This window comes from Gemmatimonadota bacterium (assembly GCA_016719105.1).
Classification (GTDB): Bacteria; Gemmatimonadota; Gemmatimonadetes; order Gemmatimonadales; family Gemmatimonadaceae; genus SCN-70-22.
Genome location: JADKAQ010000001.1, coordinates 752,729 through 772,907 on the forward strand (window position 1 = coordinate 752,729; position 20,179 = coordinate 772,907).

Genomic DNA, 20,179 nt, shown 5'->3' on the forward strand with positions numbered 1-20,179 from the left:
GACCGTCGCGTGAGCCGTCGTCGCTGGCTGCTGGGCGGAGTCATTGCCCTTGCCGCGCTCCTCCTGGTGGGGCGCGTGGTGGCCGGCTGGTACGTGGATTTTCTCTGGTTCGATGCGTTAGGCGCCGCGGACGTCTGGCGGGCGCGCGCCGTCGACCTGCTCATCCTGCGCGGCGGCGCCTTCGTGGTCGGGACGCTCTTCGTCTTCCTGAACCTCTGGGCCGTCCGGCACTCGGTGGTCTCCCTCGTCCTCCCGCGACGCGTGGGCAACCTCGAGATCGGCGAGGAGGTCCCCGGGCAATACCTGATGGCCGCGGTCGTGACGCTCTCGCTCGTCATGGGGCTCCTGCTCGCACTCCCGCACGGTGATTGGACGTCGGTCGAGCTGGTGCGACACGGCGAGCCGTTCCGCGAGAGCGATCCCTACTTCCAGTTCGACCTCGCCTTCTGGGTCTACTGGCTCCCCCTCGAAGCCGCGTTGCACCTGTGGTCGCTCATCGCGCTGCTGACGGTGACGCTCGTGGTCGTCGTGTTCTACGCCCTCACACCCAGCCTGCGATGGGACGGGGGACGACTGCGCGTGACCGCCTACGTGCGACGGCACCTCTTCGTGCTCGGGGCGGCGCTCCTCGTCATCCTCGGCTGGAGCTACCGCCTGGACGCGTATCGCTTGCTGCTGGAGGGGAGCGGGGCGCAGGCCGCCTTTAACGCCCTCGATCATCGCGTGGGCATTCCCGCCAACCTCGTGCTCTCGCTCGGCACGGTGGCGGCGGCGGTGCTCCTCCTCTGGTCCGGCTGGTTCGGACAGCTGCGCCTGGCATTCGCGACGGTGAGTGCCGTCCTCCTGCTCGCGCTCTCGCTCCGCCAATTCCTCCCGCCGGTCGCCGAGCGTTTCCTCGTCCCCGCCGATCAGGAGCTGCGCGACGCCCCGTACTTCAAGACACGCGCAGGCTACACGCGGCGTGCCTATGACGTCGATCGCGTCGCGCGTCCGGATTCGAGCCTCTCCGGCCCCCTGGCGATGGGCGCGCTGCGCGGCGCCGCGCTCTGGGATCCCCCGGCGCTCGAGCGCGCCCTCGCGCGCGAACGTCGCGCCGGCCGTCCGCTCGGGGCGGCCGGTTGGGAAGCACTCGACGGACGCCTGCGCGCTGTCGTCGTGGAGCAGCCGTCTGGGCCAGAGGCGAGCGATCCGTTGGCGCCATGGGGGGCCGTGCGCATCGAGTCAGACCTCGCGACCGAACAGGGGACGCCCGTCACCGAGGGCAGCGCGGATGGCGAACTCGGGTTGCCGGCCGCCGTCGTCTTCGACTCGGCCCCGGGCTACAGCATCGTCCTCGACTCGACGGGACGCATCGCCGCACCGCTCCTGACCTCCTTTGCGTCGCGCCTCGCGCACGCGTGGGGGCTGCAGAATCCTCGCCTGCTGAGCAGCACGCCGCGCGCCGCCGCTCGGGTCGTCCTGCATCGCGACGTGCGGCGCCGCGTGCGCCGGCTCTTCCCGCTGTTCCTGCAGGGCGCGCGCGTCAACCCGGTCGTGCACCGGGACTCGCTGTACTGGACGTTGCACCTGTACTCCGCGTCGCAGTTCTATCCGCTGAGCGACCCGATCCGCATCGGCAGCGACGACGCGCGATACTATCAGCACGCCGCAGTCGCGGTGGTCAACGCGCATACCGGTCGCGTCATCAGCATTGCCGATCCGGCCCCCGATCCCGTCACCGTCTCGTGGATGCGTCGATTCCCGGCGCTCTTCGTCTCGGCATCTGCCGTCGATCGCCAGCTGACCGACCGGATTCCGCCTCCCGCGGAGGGGGCGTACCTGCACGCGCGGCTCTTTGCGGCGTTGGGTCCGCGCGGCGAGAACGGCCCCCCATCGCGTCTCCCGCGGCAAGCCGGTGGCGACACGCTCTTCTCGCTCCACACGCAGGCACCGTTCGTCGACTCGGCCACCGGGCGACTCTCCTTGTCGTTCCCCGTCCTGGACGCGGCCGATCGCGTGCGAGGAACGGTGGTGGCGACGGGCGGAGCCGACTACGAGGTGCGCTGGGAACCCGCCCTGACGGCGGGGCCCCGATGGGGGGTGATTCTCGATCGACTCCACCGCGCCATCGATTCGGCGTCGCAGTCGGTCACGACGCGCGACGCACCGCTCGTGCGGGGCTCGGTGCGCATTCTGCCGTCCGGCAGCGACCGGGCGTACGTGCAGACCGCGTATGCTTGGCGTACCGACGGTGCCCCCGCCGTGCGCCTCGTCGCGGTGATGATCGGCGATACGGTGCGCACGGGGGCGACCATCGCCGCGGCCGCGGGACTGCCCGCGCCGGTGCTCCCGGTGACGCCGCTGTCGCCCGCCGAATTCCGGGCGCGCGTCGAGGCGTTGTACGCCGAGATGCGAGAGGCACTCAAGCGGGGCGACTGGCTCGCGTTTGGCACGGCCTACGAGTCGCTCGGACGCGTGTTGCGCTCGACGCCGGTTAAGCCTTGAACCACCTCCCGACCCTCCGTACCTTGCCCCCGTTCCTAGGACCGCGCGAAGACGGGAAGACGAGACGACGAGTTCACGACCCCGAGGCACTCGAACTCGGCGCAGTGCGCTTCCCACTCTCGTCGTCTCGTCTTCTCGTCTTCCAGTAACTCACCGAACGTTGGAGATCGCGTGAACATTCACGAATACCAGGCGAAGGACATCCTTCGGGCCATCGGTACGCCGATTCCCCCCGGGGAGATTGCCACCACGCCTGACGAGGCTGAGGCCATTGCCCGCCGCATCGGCAAGATGGTGGTGGTGAAGGCGCAGGTCCACGCGGGTGGCCGCGGCAAGGCCGGCGGCGTCAAGCTCGCCAAGACGCCCGAGGAGGCGCGCGAGAAGGCGCAGGCCATCCTGGGGATGCAGATCAAGGGACTGACGGTGGAGAAGGTCCTCGTCACCGAGGCCTCGGATATCGCCACCGAAGCCTACGTCGGCATCATCCTCGACCGCGCGAGCAAGAAGCCGGTCTTCATGGTGAGCCCGGCGGGCGGGATCGACATCGAGGAGGTCGCCGCGACGACCCCCGAGAAGATCCTCAAGCTCCCCATCGACACGCGCTACGGGCTGATGCCGTTTCAGGCGATGCGCCTCGGCTTCTTCCTGTACGACGACCTCGCCAAGGCACGCGCGGCGTCGAAGATCATGCAGCAGCTGTACACCGCGTTCATGCAGAGCGGCTGCTCGCTCGCCGAGATCAACCCGCTCGTTGTCACGCCGGCCGGTGAAGTCATCGCGCTCGACGCCAAGATGGTCATCGACGACAACGAACTCGATCGCCGCCCCGCCATCGCCGCGCTGCGCGACGAGACGTCGGAGGAGCCGAGCGAAGTCCTGGCGCGCAACGCCAACCTCACCTTCATCAAGCTCGATGGCAACGTGGGCTGCGTCGTGAACGGCGCCGGTCTCGCGATGGCCACGATGGACCTGGTGAAGTACTACGGCGGCGATCCGGCCAACTTCCTCGACATCGGCGGCAGCTCCAACCCGGAAAAGGTGGTGAACGCGCTGCGCATCATCACCGCCGATACCAACGTGAAGGCGATCCTGTTCAACATCTTTGGGGGAATCACGCGCACCGATGACGTGGCCAACGGCATCGTGACGGCGACGAAGGAGAATCCGCTCAAGGTGCCGATCGTCATCCGCCTCACCGGCACGAATGAAGAGATCGCGATGAAGATCCTGACCGAAAACGGATTCTCCGCCTCGAGCGACATGGACGAAGCGGTGAAGAAGGCCGTCCAACTCGCTACCGGAGGACAGGCCGCGTGAGCGTCTTCATCGGGAAGGACACGACGCTCGTCGTGCAGGGGATCACGGGCCGCGATGGCTCGTTCCACACGAAGCAGATGATCGAGTACGGGACCCGCGTCGTCGCCGGCGTCACGCCGGGGAAGGGCGGGCAGAAGTTTGAAGGCACGGTGCCGATCTACAACACCGTGGCCGACGCCGTGCAGGCGACCGGCGCCAACACGTCGGTCATCTACGTGCCGCCGATGTTTGCAGCTGACGCCATCATCGAGGCGGCCGATGCCGGCGTGCAGCTCATCGTCGCGATCACCGAGGGCGTCCCCGTCCTCGACATGACGCGCGTCTATCCGTACGTGAAGGACAAGGGGGTCCGCCTCCTCGGCCCCAACTGCCCCGGGCTCATCTCGCCGGGGGAGTCGAAGGTCGGAATCATTCCGGGGCGCATCTGCACGCCCGGGCCGGTGGGTGTGGTGTCGCGCTCCGGCACGCTGACGTACGAGATCGTCTACCAGCTCACCCGCGCCGGGATCGGGCAGACGACCTGTGTCGGCATCGGCGGCGACCCGATCAACGGGACCAACTTCATCGATGCGCTGGCCGCGTTCGAGGCCGATCCGGCCACGAAGGTGGTCTGCATGATGGGGGAGATCGGCGGGACGGACGAGCAGGAGGCCGCCCGCTTCGTGAAGGAGCACATGACCAAGCCGGTCGTGGGCTTCATCGCCGGCCAGACGGCCCCGCCAGGGCGCCGCATGGGGCACGCCGGCGCCATCATCTCTGGGTCCGCCGGCACCGCCGCCGAGAAGATCCAGGCCTTCCAGGAGGCCGGTATGGGCGTCGCCAAGCGCCCGATCGACTTCGTCGAACTGGTCAAGGCACACCTTTCCTGAGTTCACGGAAGACGGGAAGACGAGAAGACGAGTTGGGGAGTGTCCCGCGCCACTTCCGGCCCCCCGATGCCTGTCATCTCGTCTTCCCGTCTTCCCGTCTTCTCGTCTTCCGAGGTTCTGAAATGTCCGGAAATCGTACGCTGACAATCGTGAAGCCCGACGCCTTTGGCGCCGGCAAGGCTGGCAAGATCATCGCGCACCTCGAGGGGGCCGGATTCACCGTGGTGGCTGCCCGGGTCATGCACCTGTCCACGGCGCAGGCCGAGGAGTTCTACGGGGTGCATCGGGAGCGCCCGTTCTTCCGCTCGTTGGTCACCTTCATGACCTCGGGGAAGTGCATGCCGATCGTTCTGGAGCGCGCCGACGCGGTGGCGGAGCTGCGCAAGGTGATCGGGGCAACCGACCCGGCCGAGGCGGCTGAGGGGACGGTCCGGAAGCTCTACGCCGAGTCCAAGGAGCGGAACGCGATTCACGCCTCGGATTCGGACGAAAACGCCTCGCGCGAGTCCCGTTTCTTCTTCGCGGAGTCGGAGATCCTGTAGAGGCGGCGTAAGTTCCGAAACCATCGCCACTTGATACGCTAGCCCGGCATGTCTAAATTGCCGGGCTATGCTGTCCTATGACCTTCGAAATCTGGAATCGCACGCGGCGCGCGTCGATGGGACGCTCGCTGCTGACGATCCGGTGTGGATCGAAGGCGACGTGCACCCCGTGGGCGACATTCATGTCACGGGGCGCCTGTCGAGCGCCGGGAGCGATCGGTTCTACTTCAGCGGGCATCTGGCAGGGGTCGCACGCGACACCTGCCGGCGCTGCCTGATCGATGTGGAGTCGCCGGTCACGGAGGATGTGCACCTGCTGTTCGCCGAATCGGGGGGCGAGGATGAGGACGACCCCGATGTGTATCCCATCGACGCACGAGAGTATGAGCTCGACCTCCGTCCCGCGATCCGTGAGCAATGGCTGCTGGCCGTGCCCTCGCTGGTCGTGTGCCGGGAGGACTGCAAGGGGTTGTGCCCGAAGTGCGGAGCAGACCTGAATGCCGGGGCGTGCAGTTGCGCCGCGGTGCGCGATCCCCGCTGGGATGCGCTGCGCTCGCTCGACGAGTCGGCGCGTTAGGCGGATCACTTTTTCTGAGACGATAGTCCCATGGCCGTCCCCAAGCGACGTACCTCCAAGCGCAGAAAGCGGGCGCGTAACACCCATAAGGTCGCCCCGGCGATCGCCATCCAGAGCTGCCCGCGCTGCGGGAGCATGAAGCGCCCCCACCGCGTCTGCGCGGACTGCGGGTTCTACGCGGGTGAGCAGCGAGTCGAAGCGCAGGAAGCGTAGCCTTGGCGCGCATCGCGCTTGACGCGATGGGGGGCGACTTCGCCCCCTCCGCTCCCGTCGCGGGGGCACTTCTCGCCCTCGCTGAACTCGATCCCTCGCATCGCATCCAACTCGTCGGGATCCCGGAGGTCATTCGCCGGGAAATCGACGAGGCGCTGTCGGGCGCCCATGCGGCCCTCGCCTCGCATGCCGATCGCCTGGATATCATCGAGGCCTCGGACGTCATCGACATGTCCGAAAAACCGTCGGCGGCGGTGCGCGGCAAACCCAACAGCTCCATGCACGTCGGGCTCAAGCTGCAGCCCGAGGGTCGGTCCGACGCCTTCGTCTCCGCTGGGAACACCGGCGCGCAGATGGCCATCTCGACGCTCGTCCTCCGCCTGCACCCGGGGCTGTCCCGCCCGGCGATCAGCACCGTCTTCCCGACCGCTGCGCAGTCCGTCGTCGTGCTCGATTCCGGGGCGAACGTCGATTGCTCCCCGCAGGAGCTGCTCCAATTCGCCCGCCTCGGCAGCGTGTACGCCGAGGACATGCTGGGGCGCAGCAACCCGGTGATCGGACTGCTGAGCATCGGCGAGGAGCCGGAGAAGGGCAATGTCGCGGTGAAGGAGGCGCATCAGCTCCTCCTCCAGTCAGGACTCAACTTTCAGGGAAACGTCGAGGGGCGCGACCTCCCCATGGGACGGAGCGATCGCGGACCGATTGACGTCGTCGTCTGCGACGGCTTCGTCGGCAATGCGCTCCTCAAGTTCTACGAAGCGGTCGCCCCCATGCTGATCAACATGGTCGCCCGGCAGGCCGGGTTGTCCAAGGAGCAGCTGGCGGCGACGTTCAAGAACCTCGATTACTCCGAGCATGGCGGCGCACCGCTCCTTGGGGTGAAGGGCGTCTCCATCATCTCGCACGGCAAGTCGAGCCCGCGTGCCATCACCAGCGCGATCAAGGTGGCGGTGCGGGCCGTGGAGACGCGCATGAACGATCACATCGGGCGACGCCTGTCGGAGAGCGAACAGGCCGGCAGCGTCGCGTGAAGCGCCCCATCGTCTACCTCGCCGGCGTCGGCAAGTACGCGCCGCCGAGGATCATGCGGAACGCGGAGTTCGCCGAGCTGGGACTCGAGACGGACGACGAGTGGATCGTCCAGCGCACCGGGATCCGCGAGCGACACATCGCCGCGCCGCACGAGACCAATCGCACGATGGCGTCGGCCGCCTCGCGCGTCGCGATGGAGCGCGCCGGCGTGAGCGCGGGAGAACTCGACCTCATCGTCCTCGGCACCGCCTCGCCCGATCGCCTGCTCCCGTCGACCGCGGTCGATGTGCAGGCCGAGCTGGGCGCCACTCGCGCCGCAGCCTTCGACGTCATGGCCGCCTGCTCGAGCTTTCTCTATGGGCTCATCGTCGCCGAGGGGCTCATGCACACCGGTTCGGCCGAGACGTCACTCGTCATCGGCACCGAGAAGCTGACCACGATCGTCGACTGGAAGGACCGCTCCACCTGCGTCCTCTTTGGCGACGGCTCCGGGGCTGCGGTGCTCAAGCGGTCGGACGGCACGAAGGGGATCCTGTCCACCTTCATGCGTACCGATGGCCGGCTGGCGGAACTGCTCTATCGCCCCTCGGGCGGTGCGGCGCACCCGTTCGACGCGACGGTGCTGCAGGACCGCTCGTTCTACGTGAGGATGGAAGGGCGTGAGGTGTTCAAGCACGCCGTACGTTCGATGTCCGAAGCGGCCGATCGCGCCCTCGATGGCGCGAAGCTCACCGGCGCCGACATCGACGTCATGATTCCGCACCAGGCCAACATTCGCATCATCGAGGCCACGGCGAAGCATGCCGGGATCCCGATGGACAAGGTGTACGTCAACGTCGACCGCTACGGGAACACCTCCTCCGCGTCCGTCCCCATCGCCCTCGAGGAAGCGCTGACGAGCGGTCGGATCAAGGAGGGGATGAACGTGCTGCTCGTCGCCTTCGGGGCGGGCTTCACCTGGGCGTCGCTGGTCATCCGTTTCTAGCCTATGGACGTCGTCCTGCTGTTTCCCGGCCAGGGATCGCAGAAGCCGGGGATGGGGAAGGACCTGGCCGAGGCCTTTCCCGCCGCGCGCGACACCTTCGCCGCCGCGGACGAGGCGTTAGGCGAGTCGCTTTCCACGCTCTGCTTCGAGGGGCCCGCCGACACGCTGACCCTCACCGCCAACGCGCAACCGGCGCTACTCACGCACGGCGCGGCCGCCTGGGCAGTCGTGCGCGACGCCCTCGAGGGGCGCGTGCGTGCGGCGGCGGGGCATTCGTTGGGTGAGTTCACCGCCTACCACGCGGCCGGCGCCCTGTCCCTCTCCGCGGCGGTGCGCCTCGTGCGCGAGCGCGGTCGGCTGATGGCCGAGACCGGGACCACGCGCCCGGGGGCCATGGCGGCGATCCTTGGCGACCTGAGCGAGCCCGTCGACGTCCTGTGCGCGCGCGCCTCCGCCGACCCGGAAGGGGGCGAGGTGGTTCCAGCGAACTACAACTGCCCCGGGCAGGTCGTGATCTCGGGCGAAGTCGCCGGCGTCGAGGCGGCGATGGCGTTGTGCAAGGGCGCCGGTGCCAAGCGCGCGATGCGACTCAACGTGAGCGGTGCCTTCCATTCGCCCCTGATGCGCCCGGCCCGCGAGGGCCTCGCGCACGCGATCGCCGCCGCGCAGTACGCCACACCGACGCTGCCGGTGTACGCGAATGTCACGGCCGACGTGGTGCGCGACGCCGAGACGGCGCAGCGCCTGTGCCTCGAGCAGCTGACCGCGCCGGTCCGCTGGACGGAGTTGGTCGAGCGCCTGAGCGCCGCCTACCCCGACGCGCTCTTCGTGGAGTTGGGACCCGGGACGGTGCTCGCCGGGTTGGTGAAGAAGATCGCCCCCTCGGTCGCGACCGCCGCGTGCGGAACGGCGGCCGACGTCGAACAACTCCTCAGCCGCCTCGCCTGATGCGCATCGACCTAACGGGAAAGAACGCGCTGGTGACCGGGAGTACCCGGGGCATCGGGCGCGCCATCGCACAATCGCTCGCCGAGGCCGGCGCGCGCGTGGCCATCGTGGGGCGCGACCAGGCGCGTGCCGAGGCGGTCGCCGCCGAGGTCGGGAACGGCGCGCAGGGCTTTGCGTGCGACGTGAGCGACGTGGCGCAGGTGACCGCGCTGGTCGAGGCGGTGGAGAAGGCCTTCGGCGGCGTCGACATCCTGGTCAACAACGCCGGCCTCACGCGCGACAACATCATGCTGCGCCTCAAGGACGACGACTGGGACGCGGTGATCAACGCCAACCTGCGCGGCGCCTTCGCCAGCACCCGGGCCGCCATTCGCGGCATGATGAAGAAGCGCTGGGGACGGATCATCAACATCGCCAGCGTCGTCGGGATCATCGGGAACAAGGGGCAGAGCAACTACGCTGCGAGCAAGGCGGGGCTGATCGGCCTCACCAAGTCGGTGGCCAAGGAGTTCGCCTCGCGCGGCGTCCTGGCCAACGTGGTGGCCCCGGGGTTCATCGAGACCGACATGACGGCGGCGATGACCCCCGAGGCCCGCGCCACCATGAGCCAGCAGATCCCGCTGGAGCGCCTCGGGACGCCGGAGGACATCGCCAACGTGGTGACGTTCCTGGCGTCCGACCGGGCCGCCTACATCACGGGGCAGGTCCTCGTGGTGGATGGCGGACTGGTCATGTGACACCCCCGGCACATCGTTTATCTTAGCACGTCCCATTTTTCACCCACGCACTTACGGAGAGGACCCGGCCATGGCCGACTTGAGCGAGAAGGTCAAAGACATCATCGAGAAGGAGCTCGGCGTCGAGCGCGAGAAGCTCACGAACGAGGCCAGCTTCATCGAGGACCTTGGCGCGGACAGCCTCGACATCGTCGAACTCGTCATGGAGTTCGAGAAGGAATTCAACATCGACATTCCCGATGAAGACGCGGAGAAGCTGCGTACGGTTGGGGATGCCCTGGGCTACCTGAAGGAGAAGGTCAGCGCGTAATGCGGCGTCGAGTCGTCGTCACTGGCCTCGGGGCCGTCACGCCCGTTGGAAACGACGTGGCGACGACGTGGCGCGCGTTGCTCGCGAGCACGTCGGGCGCAGGTCCGATCACGAAGTTCGACACCACTCACTTCAAGGTGCGGTTCGCCTGTGAGGTGAAGGGGTTCGATCCGCTGGCGTACATGGAGCGCAAGGAGGTCAAGCGCAACGACCTCTACACGCAGTATGCATTGGCGGCCTCGGTGCAGGCGATGCACGACGCCGGGCTGGCCGACGGGGGATTCGTCCCGGAGGACGCCGGCGTCATCATCGGCAGCGGGATCGGCGGCATCCGGATCTTCGAGGAGCAGCACGATGTCTATCGGGATCGGGGGCCGAGCAAGATCTCCCCGTTTTTCATCCCGATGTTCATCTCCGACATGGCCGCGGGGATCGTCTCGATGCGCTTCGGCGCCAAGGGACCGAACTACGGCACAGTGTCGGCGTGCGCCACCAGCGCGCACGCCATCGGCGATGCATTCCGGACCATCCAGTACGGCGACGCCGATGTCATGATCACCGGTGGGTCGGAGTCGGCGGTGACGCCGATGTCGATCGGCGGGTTCGCCAACATGACGGCGCTCTCCGAGCGCAACGATGATCCCGCCTCCGCGTCGCGCCCGTTCGACAAGGGACGCGACGGATTCGTCATGGGCGAGGGGGCAGGGGTGGTCGTGCTCGAGGAGTTGGAGCACGCGCGTCGACGCGGCGCCCGGATCTACGGTGAGATCGTGGGCTACGGCGCCACGGGCGACGCGTATCACATCACCGGGCAGCCCGAGAACCACGAGGGGCTGCAGCGCGCGATGAAGCGCGCCATGCGCGACGGCGGCATCGCCCCCGAGGCCGTGCAGTACGTGAACGCCCACGGGACGTCGACGCCGCTCAACGACTCCAACGAGATCCGCGGCATTCGCGCGGTCTTCGGCGCACACGCCGATGCGCTCAGCGTCAGCTCCACCAAGAGCATGACCGGACACATGCTGGGAGCGGCGGGCGGAGTCGAGTTCATCGTCAGTACCCTGGCGATCGTCAACGGCATCATCCCACCGACCATCAATCAGTTCGAGCGCGACCCGGAGTGCGACCTCAACGTCACACCCAATGTTCCGGTGGAGCGCCAGATCGACGTCGCCATCAGCAACTCGTCGGGCTTCGGGGGACACAACGTGACCCTCGCCGTTCGGCGCTATTCCGAGTAGGCCGTGCCGCTCGCAGTGGCAGTCCCCCGTGAGGCCCTTCGTGACCCGGCATTGCGCCCCATCGCCGACAAGGTGGCAGCGGGCGAGCGGCTGACCGAGCACGATGCGCTCACGTTGTACGAAACCCCCGACCTGCTCGGCGTCGGGGCGATGGCCGATGCGGTCAATCGCGCCAAGAACGGCGACGTGGTCACCTTCGCCGCCAACCAGCACATCAACCCGACCAACATCTGCGTGCTGCGGAAGACCTGCGTCTTCTGCGGTTACGCCCGCCTTCCCAAGGAGGAGGGGGCGTATCGCTACACGATGGATCAGGTGATGGCCGAGGCCGAGCAGGCGCGCAATGGACTCACCCGCGAGTTTCACATCGTGGGCGGTCTCGATATGCAGGCCGGGCTGGCGTACTACACGGAGATGTTCCGTACGCTCAAGCGTGAGCTGCCGCACGTGCACATCAAGGCGCTCACTGCGGTCGAGATCGCGCACCTGGCGCGCATCGAGAAGATGAGCTGGGCCGACGTCCTCTCGGCGCTGCGCGAGGCCGGGCTCGACACGCTGCCGGGCGGCGGTGCTGAGACCTTCAGCGCGGCCGTGCGCGAGCAGATCGCCGACAAGAAGCTCGGCGGCGCCGACTACATCGGCGTGCATCGCGTCGCCCACCAGCTCGGGATCCGCTCCAACTGCACGATGCTGTACGGGCACGTCGAGACGCTCGCCGATCGCGTGGAGCACCTGCGCATGCTCCGTGAGCTGCAAGACGAGACGGGCGGCTTCCTGGCCTACATCCCGCTCGCCTATCATCCCGACGACAACGAGTTGGGGAAGCAGCTCGACCGGCAGGGGCGGGGAACGACCGGTTTTGACGACCTGCGCATGCTGGCGGTGGGGCGCCTGTACCTGGACAACTTTGCGCACATCAAGTCGCACTGGATCATGGTGACGCCGGCCCTGTCACAGGTGGCGCTGGCCTTCGGCGTCAACGACCTGGAAGGGACCGTGGTACGGGAGAAGATCTACCACGCCGTCGGCGCACAGACACCGCAAGGCATGTCGCTCGACGCGCTCTTGCAGCTGATTCGCGGCGCCGGGAAGGTCCCCGCCGAACGCGACTCGTTCTACCGCATCCTTCGCCGCTTCGAGCAGACGGCCGAAGGCGCACAGGCCGCCTGACGTGCGCATCGGGCGCATCCCGTACATCAACTGCTACCCGGTCTACGGGGCCATCGATCGCGGGATCGTGACGCTGGACGGTACGCTCGTCGACGGGATCCCCAGCGCCCTCAACCACCAGATGGCCGACGGGTCGCTCGACGTGAGCGTCGTGTCGGCCGTCGAGTATGCGCGGGACTCCCGGCGCTACCTCCTGCTCCCCGACCTCGCCATCTCGTGCGACGGACCGGTGCGCTCGGTGATGCTCTTCAGCAAGCGCCCGGCGCGCGAGCTCAGCGGGCACCGGGTCATAGTCTCGCGCAGTTCCATGACGAGTGTGGCGCTGGTCGAGTTGCTCGCCGAGAACGTGTGGCGCGTCCGTCCGGAGTTCGTTCCCGGCAACAGCGAGTTGGCCGACATCGCGCGGTTTGGCGAAGAGGAACACGAGGCACGTCTCGTGATCGGCGATGCCGCGCTGATCCTGAACGACGCGCGCCACGGTGTGGGCGAGGGGACGCAAGCGACCTACCCGTACGTGTACGACCTGGGGAGCGAGTGGAAGGCATGGACCGGACTCCCCTTCGTCTTCGCCGTGTGGGTCGCGCAACGCACCACCCCCGTCGCCCCCGCGCTCTCCGCGCACGCCTCGCTCATCGCGTCCCGCGACTGGGGACTGGCGCACCTGGACGAACTCGCGGAGCAAGCGACCCGCGTGACAGGCGTCGCGCGCGCCGCCTGCGTCGACTACTTCCAGGGACTCGACTACGGGCTTGGCTACGAACACCTCGCCGGGCTCACGGAGTTCTTCCGGCGATTGGTGGCGGCGGGGCGTGTGCCGAACGGCTCCCTCGCCTTTCTTCCTGCCGCGTAGTTGTGCTTGACAGGGGGCACGCGCCCCTTGAATGATCCGTTTCACGGATTCCATCCGGGGGGCGCGTCGCCAATTCACGCCGACGCCTGACGACTCCGGGCCCGGGTCTCGACGTACCAGTCGCTCGCCCGATCGCACGCCTGCACGCCTGCACGCCTGCACCATCGCACGCCCGCACGCCTGAACTGTCCTGCGTCCGCGCACCGCTGCTCCGGACGGGGAATCGCACGGCACGACCGTCCCCCGCGTGAGACGCCCCCTCCGTCTCCTCGCGAGGTGCGGAACCTGCTCGTGAGGACCGGGCCATGCCCGACGCACGCTTTCCCGCCTCCGCGCAACGCCTGCGCGCCGTGGTGGAGTCCTCGCCCATCGGGCTCCTGATGGTCGATGCTCGGGGGACGATCGTCCTCGTCAACGCAGAGGTCGAGCGCCTGTTCGGCTACTCACGCGAGCTGATGTTCGGTCGTCAGGTCGAGTTTCTTCTTCCCGAGCGCTTCCGAAACGGACACCCCGGGGCTCGGGATGCGTTTCGCGCCAACCCGAGCACGCGCCAGATGGGAGCCGGTCGCGAACTGCGTGCCCTCCGCGCCGATGGGACCGAGTTCCCGGTCGAAATCGGCCTCACGCCGGTCGCCACGGATGAAGGGCTCTTCGTGGTGGGCTCGATCGTCGACATCACGGCGCGACTCGCCGCGGCGCACGAACGCGCACAACTGGAGGATCAGCTCCGCCAAGCGCAGAAGCTCGAAGCGTTGGGGACGCTCGCCGGGGGCGTGGCGCACGACTTCAACAATGTGCTCGCCTCCATCGTGGGACTCGCAGAGCTGCTCGTGCCGGCCACGCAGGACACGCCCGAGGTGAACCGCGACGTTCGCGAGCTGCTCGACGCCGCGCGCCACGGGCGCGCGGTTGTGGAGCGCATCCTGCGCTTCAGTCGCCGGCAGCCCATGCGGTCCGAATCGGTCGACGTGCGCGAGGTGGTCGCGCAGTCGACGCGGCTGCTCCGCGCCTCGCTCCCACCCAACGTGCGTATCACGACGCAGCTTACCGCCGCACCGCGACTCGTGCGAGGCGACCCAACCTCGCTGCAGCAGGTACTCATGAACCTGGCGACCAACGCGGCGCAGGCGATGCCCGACGGAGGACGGTTGGAGATCATCACCGACGACTTCTATGTGCGCGACGGTGCCGCCCGCAGCCGTCCCGGCCTTCGCGAGGGCACGTACCTGGCGCTGACGGTGCGCGATGACGGGCATGGGATGGATGAGGCCACTCGGCTCAAGGCTTTCGAACCGTTCTTCACCACCAAGGTCGCGGGGGAGGGGAGCGGACTGGGGCTCGCGCTGGTGCACGGCATCGTGCGCGACCACGACGGCGTCGTCGAACTCGAGTCGGTCCCCGGCCGCGGGACCGTCGTCCGATGCCTGTTTCCCCTGTTGGAGGGAACGATGCCGGCGACTGACGCCGCGCCCGGGGCCCTGGCACGCGGTAGTGGCGAACGGATCGTGTACCTGGACGATGAACCGACCTTGGTCCGGATCGGGCAACGCCAACTCGAGGCCCTCGGCTACCATGTCACAGGCTTCTCCGACGCGCGGGCCGCGTTGGCCGCCCTGCAGGCCGATCCCACGACGTGCGATGTCGTGGTGACCGACTTCCTGATGCCGACCATGACCGGGCTGGAGTTTGCGCGCGCGGTGCAGCAGCTACGCCCGTCGCTCCCCGTGCTGGTCCTCTCGGGCTACATCGGCGACTTCACGGTGAGCGATCTGGAGGCCGGGGGCGTCCGCCGGGTACTGCAGAAGCCCGTGTCGGCCGAGGAACTGGCGCTCGCGGTGCACGAGTGCCTCGCTGGTGGATGACCCCTGCACGTCGATAGGTTTGGAGACCATGACGCGCGACCTCCTCGACTTCTACACGAACGCCCCGCTCCTGGAACTCGGCCTCGAAGCCGACCGGATCCGGCGCGAGAAGCACCCGCACAACACGGTCACGTACATCGTCGACCGCAACATCAACTACACCAACGTCTGCGTCGCCGACTGCGGCTTCTGCGCCTTCTACCGGCGACCGAAGCACGGGGAAGGGTACACGCTCTCGTTCGAGCAGATCGGGGCGAAGATCGAGGAGACCAAGGCGCTGGGCGGGGTGCAGATCCTCATCCAGGGCGGGCACAACCCGTACATCCCCTTCGAGTGGTATCTCGACCTGCTGCGCTACATCAAGCGCCACCACCCGATCCATGTACACGGCTTCAGCCCGAGCGAGGTCGACTTCTTCGCCAAGACGTTCCGCATGGAGGCGGTCGACGTCATCCGTGAGCTGCAAAAGGCGGGGCTCGACTCGATCCCCGGTGGCGGTGGCGAGATCCTCGTGCAGCGCGTGCGCGACATCGTCGCCCCCAAGAAGGCGGGGGCCGACCGCTGGCTCGAGATCATGGAGCTGGCGCATAACGAGGGGATGAAGACGTCGGTGACCATGATGTACGGCATCGGCGAGACGCTGGCCGAGCGCATCGAGCACCTGCAACGCGTGCGCGACGTGCAGAGCCGGACTCACGGCTTCACCGCGTTCATCACCTGGCCGCTGCAGCCGGAGAACACGCCCGAGATGTCGCACATGGCCAAGACGGACGCGACGGAGTACCTGCGGACCGTGGCCATGGCACGCATCGTCCTCGACAACGTCCCCAACCTCCAGTCCAGCTGGGTCACGATGGGGATGAAGGTCGGGCAGCTGGCGCTCACCTTCGGCTGCAACGACTTCGGCTCGCTGATGATCGAGGAGAACGTGGTCTCGGCGGCCAATACCACGTACCGCACCACCACCGACGAGCTCGAGCGGCTCATTCGTGATGCCGGCTTCTCGCCGGCGCGCCGGCGCCAGGACTACTCGATCATCCCGGTGGGGACGCCGGTCGCGGCCTAACGCGTGACCGCTCGCACCGGGATCGGCTACGACTCGCACCGCTTTGCCGCGGGCGGTCCCATGCGTCTGGGCGGGGTCGACATTCCGTCGGACGTCATCCTCGTCGGCCACTCCGACGGTGATGCGATCTGCCACGCCCTCACCGACGCCATCCTCGGCGCCGCGGCGGCCGGCGACATCGGCGAGATGTTCGCCGACACCGACCCGGCCAACCGCGGGAAGGACTCGGTCGAGATGCTCGTCGCCGCCCTCGAGCGCGTGCACGCCCTCGGCTTTGCCCTGTCCAACGTGGACGTGACGGTGATCGCCGAGCGCCCGAAGATCGGGCCGCATCGCCTCCGCATCCGCGAGCGGCTCGCGCACGCGTTGCAGCTGGACGTCTCGGCGGTGAGCGTGAAGGGGAAGACGAACGAGGGGATGGGATGGGTCGGGCGAGGCGAGGGGCTGGCCTGCCTCGCGGTTGCCACGCTCGTCCCCGCGCGCGACTAGTCCGCCGGTGCCGCAGCTGCAATCGCTGCTGGACTGGCTGTCGGCGCTCCCCCCGGCCACCCTGCTGGCGGCGATGGCTGCCCTCGCCGCGGTCGAGAACATCTTCCCACCCATCCCCGCCGACGTGCTGGTGGCGTTCGGCGGCTTTCTCGCCGCCCGGAACCATGTGTCCCCGTGGCCGGCCTTCCTGGCGGTCTGGTTGGGGAACGTGGCGGGGGCGCTCGCCATGTACGCCGCCGGCCGGCGACTCGGGCGCGCCTGGATCGCCAAGCGCTTTCACGTTGCTCCTGGGGGGCGGAACGAGGCCCGCCTTGCGGCCTGGCAGGCGCGCTACGGCCCGATCGCCTTCTTCGTGACCCGTTTCCTCCCCGGCGTGCGCGCCCTCGTCCCGCCGATGTCCGGCGCGTTGCACGTCCCGGTGACCGGGCTGGCGATCGCGATCGCCGCGGCGTCCGCCCTGTGGTACGGCACGATCACCTGGCTTGCCTTCACCGCGGGCAACAACTGGGAGGTCCTGGCCGAACAGATCGGTCGACTGGGGTGGTGGTCGGCCGTGCTGGCCGGCGCGGTCGTGCTGTCCCTCCTGGCCGCCTGGTGGTTGGTCCGGCGCCGCGCCGGTCCTCGGGAGGAGCCGTAGGCGCCAATGAGTGACGCCCTCGCCCCGGACGACGTCGTTCGCGCCTTCTTCCTCGAACGATTCGACGACTACCTCTCGCTCGAGCAGGGGTCGTCCGACCGAACGCGCGACGCGTACGGCCGCGACGTCGCGCGCCTCGCCATCTTCGCGGTCACCAAGGGCGCCCGAACCCCCTCGGCACTCGAGCCACGCACCCTCCGCGACTTCGTCTACCACCTCAAGGATCTCGGCCTCTCTCCGTCGTCCATTCGGCGCAACGTCTCCGCGGTGCGCACGTACTTCAAGTTCCTCGTCGGCGAAGGGGTCGTGCCCTTCGATCCCAGCGACCGGCTGGAGATGCCGAAGCGCTGGCGAGACCTCCCCGACGTCCTCACCGTCGACGAGATCGATCGGCTCCTCGGGGCGCCCGACATCGACGATGCGATGTTCTTTCGGGACCGCGCGATGCTGGAACTCGCCTACGGGGCCGGGCTTCGCGTGAGCGAGTGGATTGGGGTGGAGGTCAAGGACGTCTTCCTCGAACAAGGACTCGTGCGCGTCTTCGGCAAGGGAGGGAAGGAGCGCCTCGTTCCGGTCGGTCGCTCTGCCGTGGGGGCCATCGACCTGTACCAGCGCGAGCTGCGCCCGAGGCTCGAGCGCGGCGCCGGCAAGGGGATCCTCTTCCTCAACGCGCGCGGAACCGCGCTCTCCCGCATGGGGGCATGGAAGATCCTGCGCAAGCACGTGGAGGCCGCGGGGATCGAGAAGCACGTATCCCCCCACACCCTGCGACATTCCTTCGCGACCCACCTCCTCGAGGGGGGTGCCGACCTGCGCGCCGTGCAGGACATGCTCGGCCACGCCGACATCTCGACGACGCAGATCTACACGCACGTCAACCGCGACTACCTGCGTACTGTTCACAAGCAGTATCATCCGAGAGGCTGACGTCGAGCGCCTCTCGCGTCTCCTGCCTCCCGACTCCCGTCCCGCCGTGCTCCTCGTCATCGACAACTACGACAGCTTCACCTACAACCTCGTCCAGTATCTCGGCGAGTTGGGGGAGACGCTGCTCGTGCGCCGCAACGACGAATTGTCCGTGGACGACGTGCGGACGATGGGGCCGCGGGCCATCGTCGTCTCCCCGGGGCCCTGTACGCCGAGCGAAGCCGGGATCAGCGTCCCGCTCATTCGTGCCCTCGGGGCCTCCACGCCGCTGTTGGGCGTGTGTCTCGGGCATCAGGCGATCGGCGAGGCGTATGGCGGACGGGTCATCCGTGCCTCGCGCGTGATGCACGGCAAGGTCTCGCAGATCGAGCACGCGGGGACAGGCCTCTTCGCCGGGCTTCCGTCGCCGCTCGAGGTCATGCGCTACCACTCGCTCATCGTCGAGCGCGACTCGCTTCCCGCATCGCTCGAGGTGGTGGCGCACGCGTCCGACCTGCCGACGGAGATCCACGCGCTGCATCATCGCGAGCATCCGGTCTGGGGGGTGCAGTTCCATCCCGAGTCGATCCTGACGCACGGCGGGATGGACATGCTGCGCAACTTCCTGACGATGGCCGACGACTTTCACGGCAGCGTGCGCACCGCCTGACGCGGGCCACCTCCCCACGCGCTCCCCGGCACCTAACGACCTCCCGTGATCCGCCGCCTCCTGCTCCTGCTCGCTGCCGTGGTCGCGGTGGGACTCGTTGTGTATTTCACGCGCGGCGCCAGCATGGCGGACCGTTCGATGAACACGCTGCTCGCCCGGGGACCGTTCACCGCGCCGCCGGCCGCCGAGTCGCTCCTGCGCACCATCGACGTCGTCGACCTGCACGCCGACGCGCTGCTCTGGCCGCGCGACCTGCTCAAGCGCCACGACCACGGGCACGTCGACCTGCCGCGCCTGCAGGACGGCCATTTCGCCCTCCAGGTCTTCTCCGTCGTCACCAAGACCCCGCGCGGCATCAACTACGAGCGCAACACCGACGATACCGACAACATCACCATCCTCGCCATCGCCGAGCGGTATCCGCTGCGCGCCTGGTTCAACCTCTATGAGCGCGCCCGCTGGCAGGGGGAGCGCCTCAAGGACGCCGTCGCTCGATCGGCGGCCCGAGGCGACTCGGCGCTTCGCCTCATCCGGTCCCGTGAGGACCTCACGGCTCTCCTCGCCGCGCGCCGGTCGGGGCGACCGGTCGTGGGGGCCCTGCTCGCAACCGAGGGGCTACATCCGCTCGCCGGACGCCTGGAGCACCTCGACTCGCTGGCGGCCCTCGGCTTCCGCATGTTCGGCTTCACCCACTTTTTCGACAACGACCTCGGGGGATCGGCGCACGGCGTCGAGCGCGGCGGGCTCACGGCCTTCGGGCGACAGGTCGTCGCCCGAATGGATGCGTTAGGCCTCATCATCGACGTCGCTCACGCCTCGCCGCGCCTGGTCGACGACATCCTCGCCACCACGCACCGCCCCATCGTGGTGTCCCATGGCGGAGTGCAGGGAACCTGTCCCGGACCGCGGAACCTCACCGACGATCAACTCCGGCGCATCGCTGCCGGCGGCGGCGTGGTGGGCATCGGCTACTGGGATGGGGCAATCTGCGAGCCGAGCGCCGCCTCGTTCGCCAGGGCGGTGGTCTACGCCATCGGCGTCGCAGGGGAGGATCATGTGGCCCTGGGGTCCGATTTCGACGGGAGCACCGCCGAGCCCTTCGACGCCAGTGGAATGGGGCTCGTCGCCGGCGCGCTGCGCGACGCGGGGCTGACCGACGCGCAGATCGGGAAGGTGATGGGCGGCAACGCCCTTCGCCTGCTCGGCCAGCTCCTTCCTGGGGACTGACGGCGAGGGCGCGGACGCCAGAAACGCGCACGGGCGAGATCGGACGT

Annotated in this window: 21 protein-coding genes; all 21 read left to right on the forward strand. The window is 68.3% G+C overall.

Going from position 1 to position 20,179, the window contains the following annotated elements; all coding sequences use genetic code 11:
* The first annotated feature begins 9 nt into the window (after positions 1 to 9).
* Positions 10 to 2,484 carry a UPF0182 family protein gene (locus tag IPN47_03325; GenBank protein ID MBK9407077.1) on the forward strand — a complete coding sequence of 825 codons (2,475 nt, stop codon included), beginning with the start codon at positions 10 to 12 and terminating at the stop codon, positions 2,482 to 2,484.
* Between the two features lie 171 nt (positions 2,485 to 2,655).
* Positions 2,656 to 3,801, forward strand: a complete 1,146-nt coding sequence (gene sucC, locus IPN47_03330; GenBank protein MBK9407078.1) for an ADP-forming succinate--CoA ligase subunit beta — start codon at positions 2,656 to 2,658, stop codon at positions 3,799 to 3,801.
* Positions 3,798 to 4,670, forward strand: a complete 873-nt coding sequence (gene sucD / locus IPN47_03335) for a succinate--CoA ligase subunit alpha (GenBank protein ID MBK9407079.1) — start codon at positions 3,798 to 3,800, stop codon at positions 4,668 to 4,670. The genes sucC and sucD overlap by 4 nt, the downstream gene beginning before the upstream one ends.
* 122 nt (positions 4,671 to 4,792) lie before the next feature.
* Positions 4,793 to 5,212 carry a nucleoside-diphosphate kinase gene (gene ndk / locus IPN47_03340; protein MBK9407080.1) on the forward strand — a complete coding sequence of 140 codons (420 nt, stop codon included), beginning with the start codon at positions 4,793 to 4,795 and terminating at the stop codon, positions 5,210 to 5,212.
* Between the two features lie 67 nt (positions 5,213 to 5,279).
* On the forward strand, positions 5,280 to 5,789 hold the full coding sequence (locus IPN47_03345; protein MBK9407081.1) for a DUF177 domain-containing protein: 510 nt from the start codon (positions 5,280 to 5,282) through the stop codon (positions 5,787 to 5,789).
* 30 nt (positions 5,790 to 5,819) lie between these two features.
* Entirely contained in the window at positions 5,820 to 6,002 is a 183-nt protein-coding gene (rpmF, locus tag IPN47_03350) for a 50S ribosomal protein L32 (GenBank protein ID MBK9407082.1), read from the forward strand.
* Positions 6,003 to 6,004: 2 nt separating this feature from the next.
* On the forward strand, positions 6,005 to 7,033 hold the full coding sequence (gene plsX / locus IPN47_03355; GenBank protein MBK9407083.1) for a phosphate acyltransferase PlsX: 1,029 nt from the start codon (positions 6,005 to 6,007) through the stop codon (positions 7,031 to 7,033).
* Complete coding sequence (locus tag IPN47_03360) at positions 7,030 to 8,019, forward strand: ketoacyl-ACP synthase III (protein ID MBK9407084.1); 990 nt, start codon at positions 7,030 to 7,032, stop codon at positions 8,017 to 8,019. Before plsX ends, IPN47_03360 begins: the two co-directional genes overlap by 4 nt.
* A gap of 3 nt (positions 8,020 to 8,022) precedes the next feature.
* Positions 8,023 to 8,967 carry an ACP S-malonyltransferase gene (fabD, locus tag IPN47_03365; GenBank protein ID MBK9407085.1) on the forward strand — a complete coding sequence of 315 codons (945 nt, stop codon included), beginning with the start codon at positions 8,023 to 8,025 and terminating at the stop codon, positions 8,965 to 8,967.
* Positions 8,967 to 9,704 carry a 3-oxoacyl-[acyl-carrier-protein] reductase gene (fabG, locus tag IPN47_03370; GenBank protein MBK9407086.1) on the forward strand — a complete coding sequence of 246 codons (738 nt, stop codon included), beginning with the start codon at positions 8,967 to 8,969 and terminating at the stop codon, positions 9,702 to 9,704. Before fabD ends, fabG begins: the two co-directional genes overlap by 1 nt.
* A gap of 70 nt (positions 9,705 to 9,774) precedes the next feature.
* Entirely contained in the window at positions 9,775 to 10,014 is a 240-nt protein-coding gene (locus IPN47_03375) for an acyl carrier protein (protein MBK9407087.1), read from the forward strand.
* Positions 10,014 to 11,255 carry a beta-ketoacyl-ACP synthase II gene (gene fabF / locus IPN47_03380; GenBank protein ID MBK9407088.1) on the forward strand — a complete coding sequence of 414 codons (1,242 nt, stop codon included), beginning with the start codon at positions 10,014 to 10,016 and terminating at the stop codon, positions 11,253 to 11,255. Before IPN47_03375 ends, fabF begins: the two co-directional genes overlap by 1 nt.
* A gap of 51 nt (positions 11,256 to 11,306) precedes the next feature.
* On the forward strand, positions 11,307 to 12,425 hold the full coding sequence (gene mqnE / locus IPN47_03385) for an aminofutalosine synthase MqnE (protein MBK9407089.1): 1,119 nt from the start codon (positions 11,307 to 11,309) through the stop codon (positions 12,423 to 12,425).
* Position 12,426: 1 nt separating this feature from the next.
* A complete protein-coding gene (locus IPN47_03390) occupies positions 12,427 to 13,275 on the forward strand; it encodes a menaquinone biosynthesis protein (protein MBK9407090.1) in 849 nt (282 codons plus the stop codon).
* Positions 13,276 to 13,580: 305 nt separating this feature from the next.
* Positions 13,581 to 15,137, forward strand: coding sequence for a PAS domain S-box protein (locus IPN47_03395; protein ID MBK9407091.1), 1,557 nt, complete (start codon positions 13,581 to 13,583; stop codon positions 15,135 to 15,137).
* Between the two features lie 28 nt (positions 15,138 to 15,165).
* Positions 15,166 to 16,203, forward strand: coding sequence for a dehypoxanthine futalosine cyclase (mqnC, locus tag IPN47_03400; protein ID MBK9407092.1), 1,038 nt, complete (start codon positions 15,166 to 15,168; stop codon positions 16,201 to 16,203).
* A 3-nt stretch (positions 16,204 to 16,206) separates the two neighbouring features.
* The gene (gene ispF / locus IPN47_03405) at positions 16,207 to 16,692 is read left to right on the forward strand and encodes a 2-C-methyl-D-erythritol 2,4-cyclodiphosphate synthase (protein MBK9407093.1); all 486 of its coding nucleotides are present in this window, start codon (positions 16,207 to 16,209) and stop codon (positions 16,690 to 16,692) included.
* 7 nt (positions 16,693 to 16,699) lie between these two features.
* The gene (locus IPN47_03410) at positions 16,700 to 17,329 is read left to right on the forward strand and encodes a DedA family protein (protein ID MBK9407094.1); all 630 of its coding nucleotides are present in this window, start codon (positions 16,700 to 16,702) and stop codon (positions 17,327 to 17,329) included.
* 6 nt (positions 17,330 to 17,335) lie between these two features.
* Complete coding sequence (xerD, locus tag IPN47_03415; protein MBK9407095.1) at positions 17,336 to 18,256, forward strand: site-specific tyrosine recombinase XerD; 921 nt, start codon at positions 17,336 to 17,338, stop codon at positions 18,254 to 18,256.
* 46 nt (positions 18,257 to 18,302) lie between these two features.
* Positions 18,303 to 18,905 (forward strand): aminodeoxychorismate/anthranilate synthase component II, encoded by a 603-nt coding sequence (locus tag IPN47_03420; GenBank protein MBK9407096.1) that lies wholly within the window; start codon positions 18,303 to 18,305, stop codon positions 18,903 to 18,905.
* A gap of 48 nt (positions 18,906 to 18,953) precedes the next feature.
* Entirely contained in the window at positions 18,954 to 20,132 is a 1,179-nt protein-coding gene (locus IPN47_03425; GenBank protein ID MBK9407097.1) for a membrane dipeptidase, read from the forward strand.
* Positions 20,133 to 20,179 lie beyond the last annotated feature (47 nt).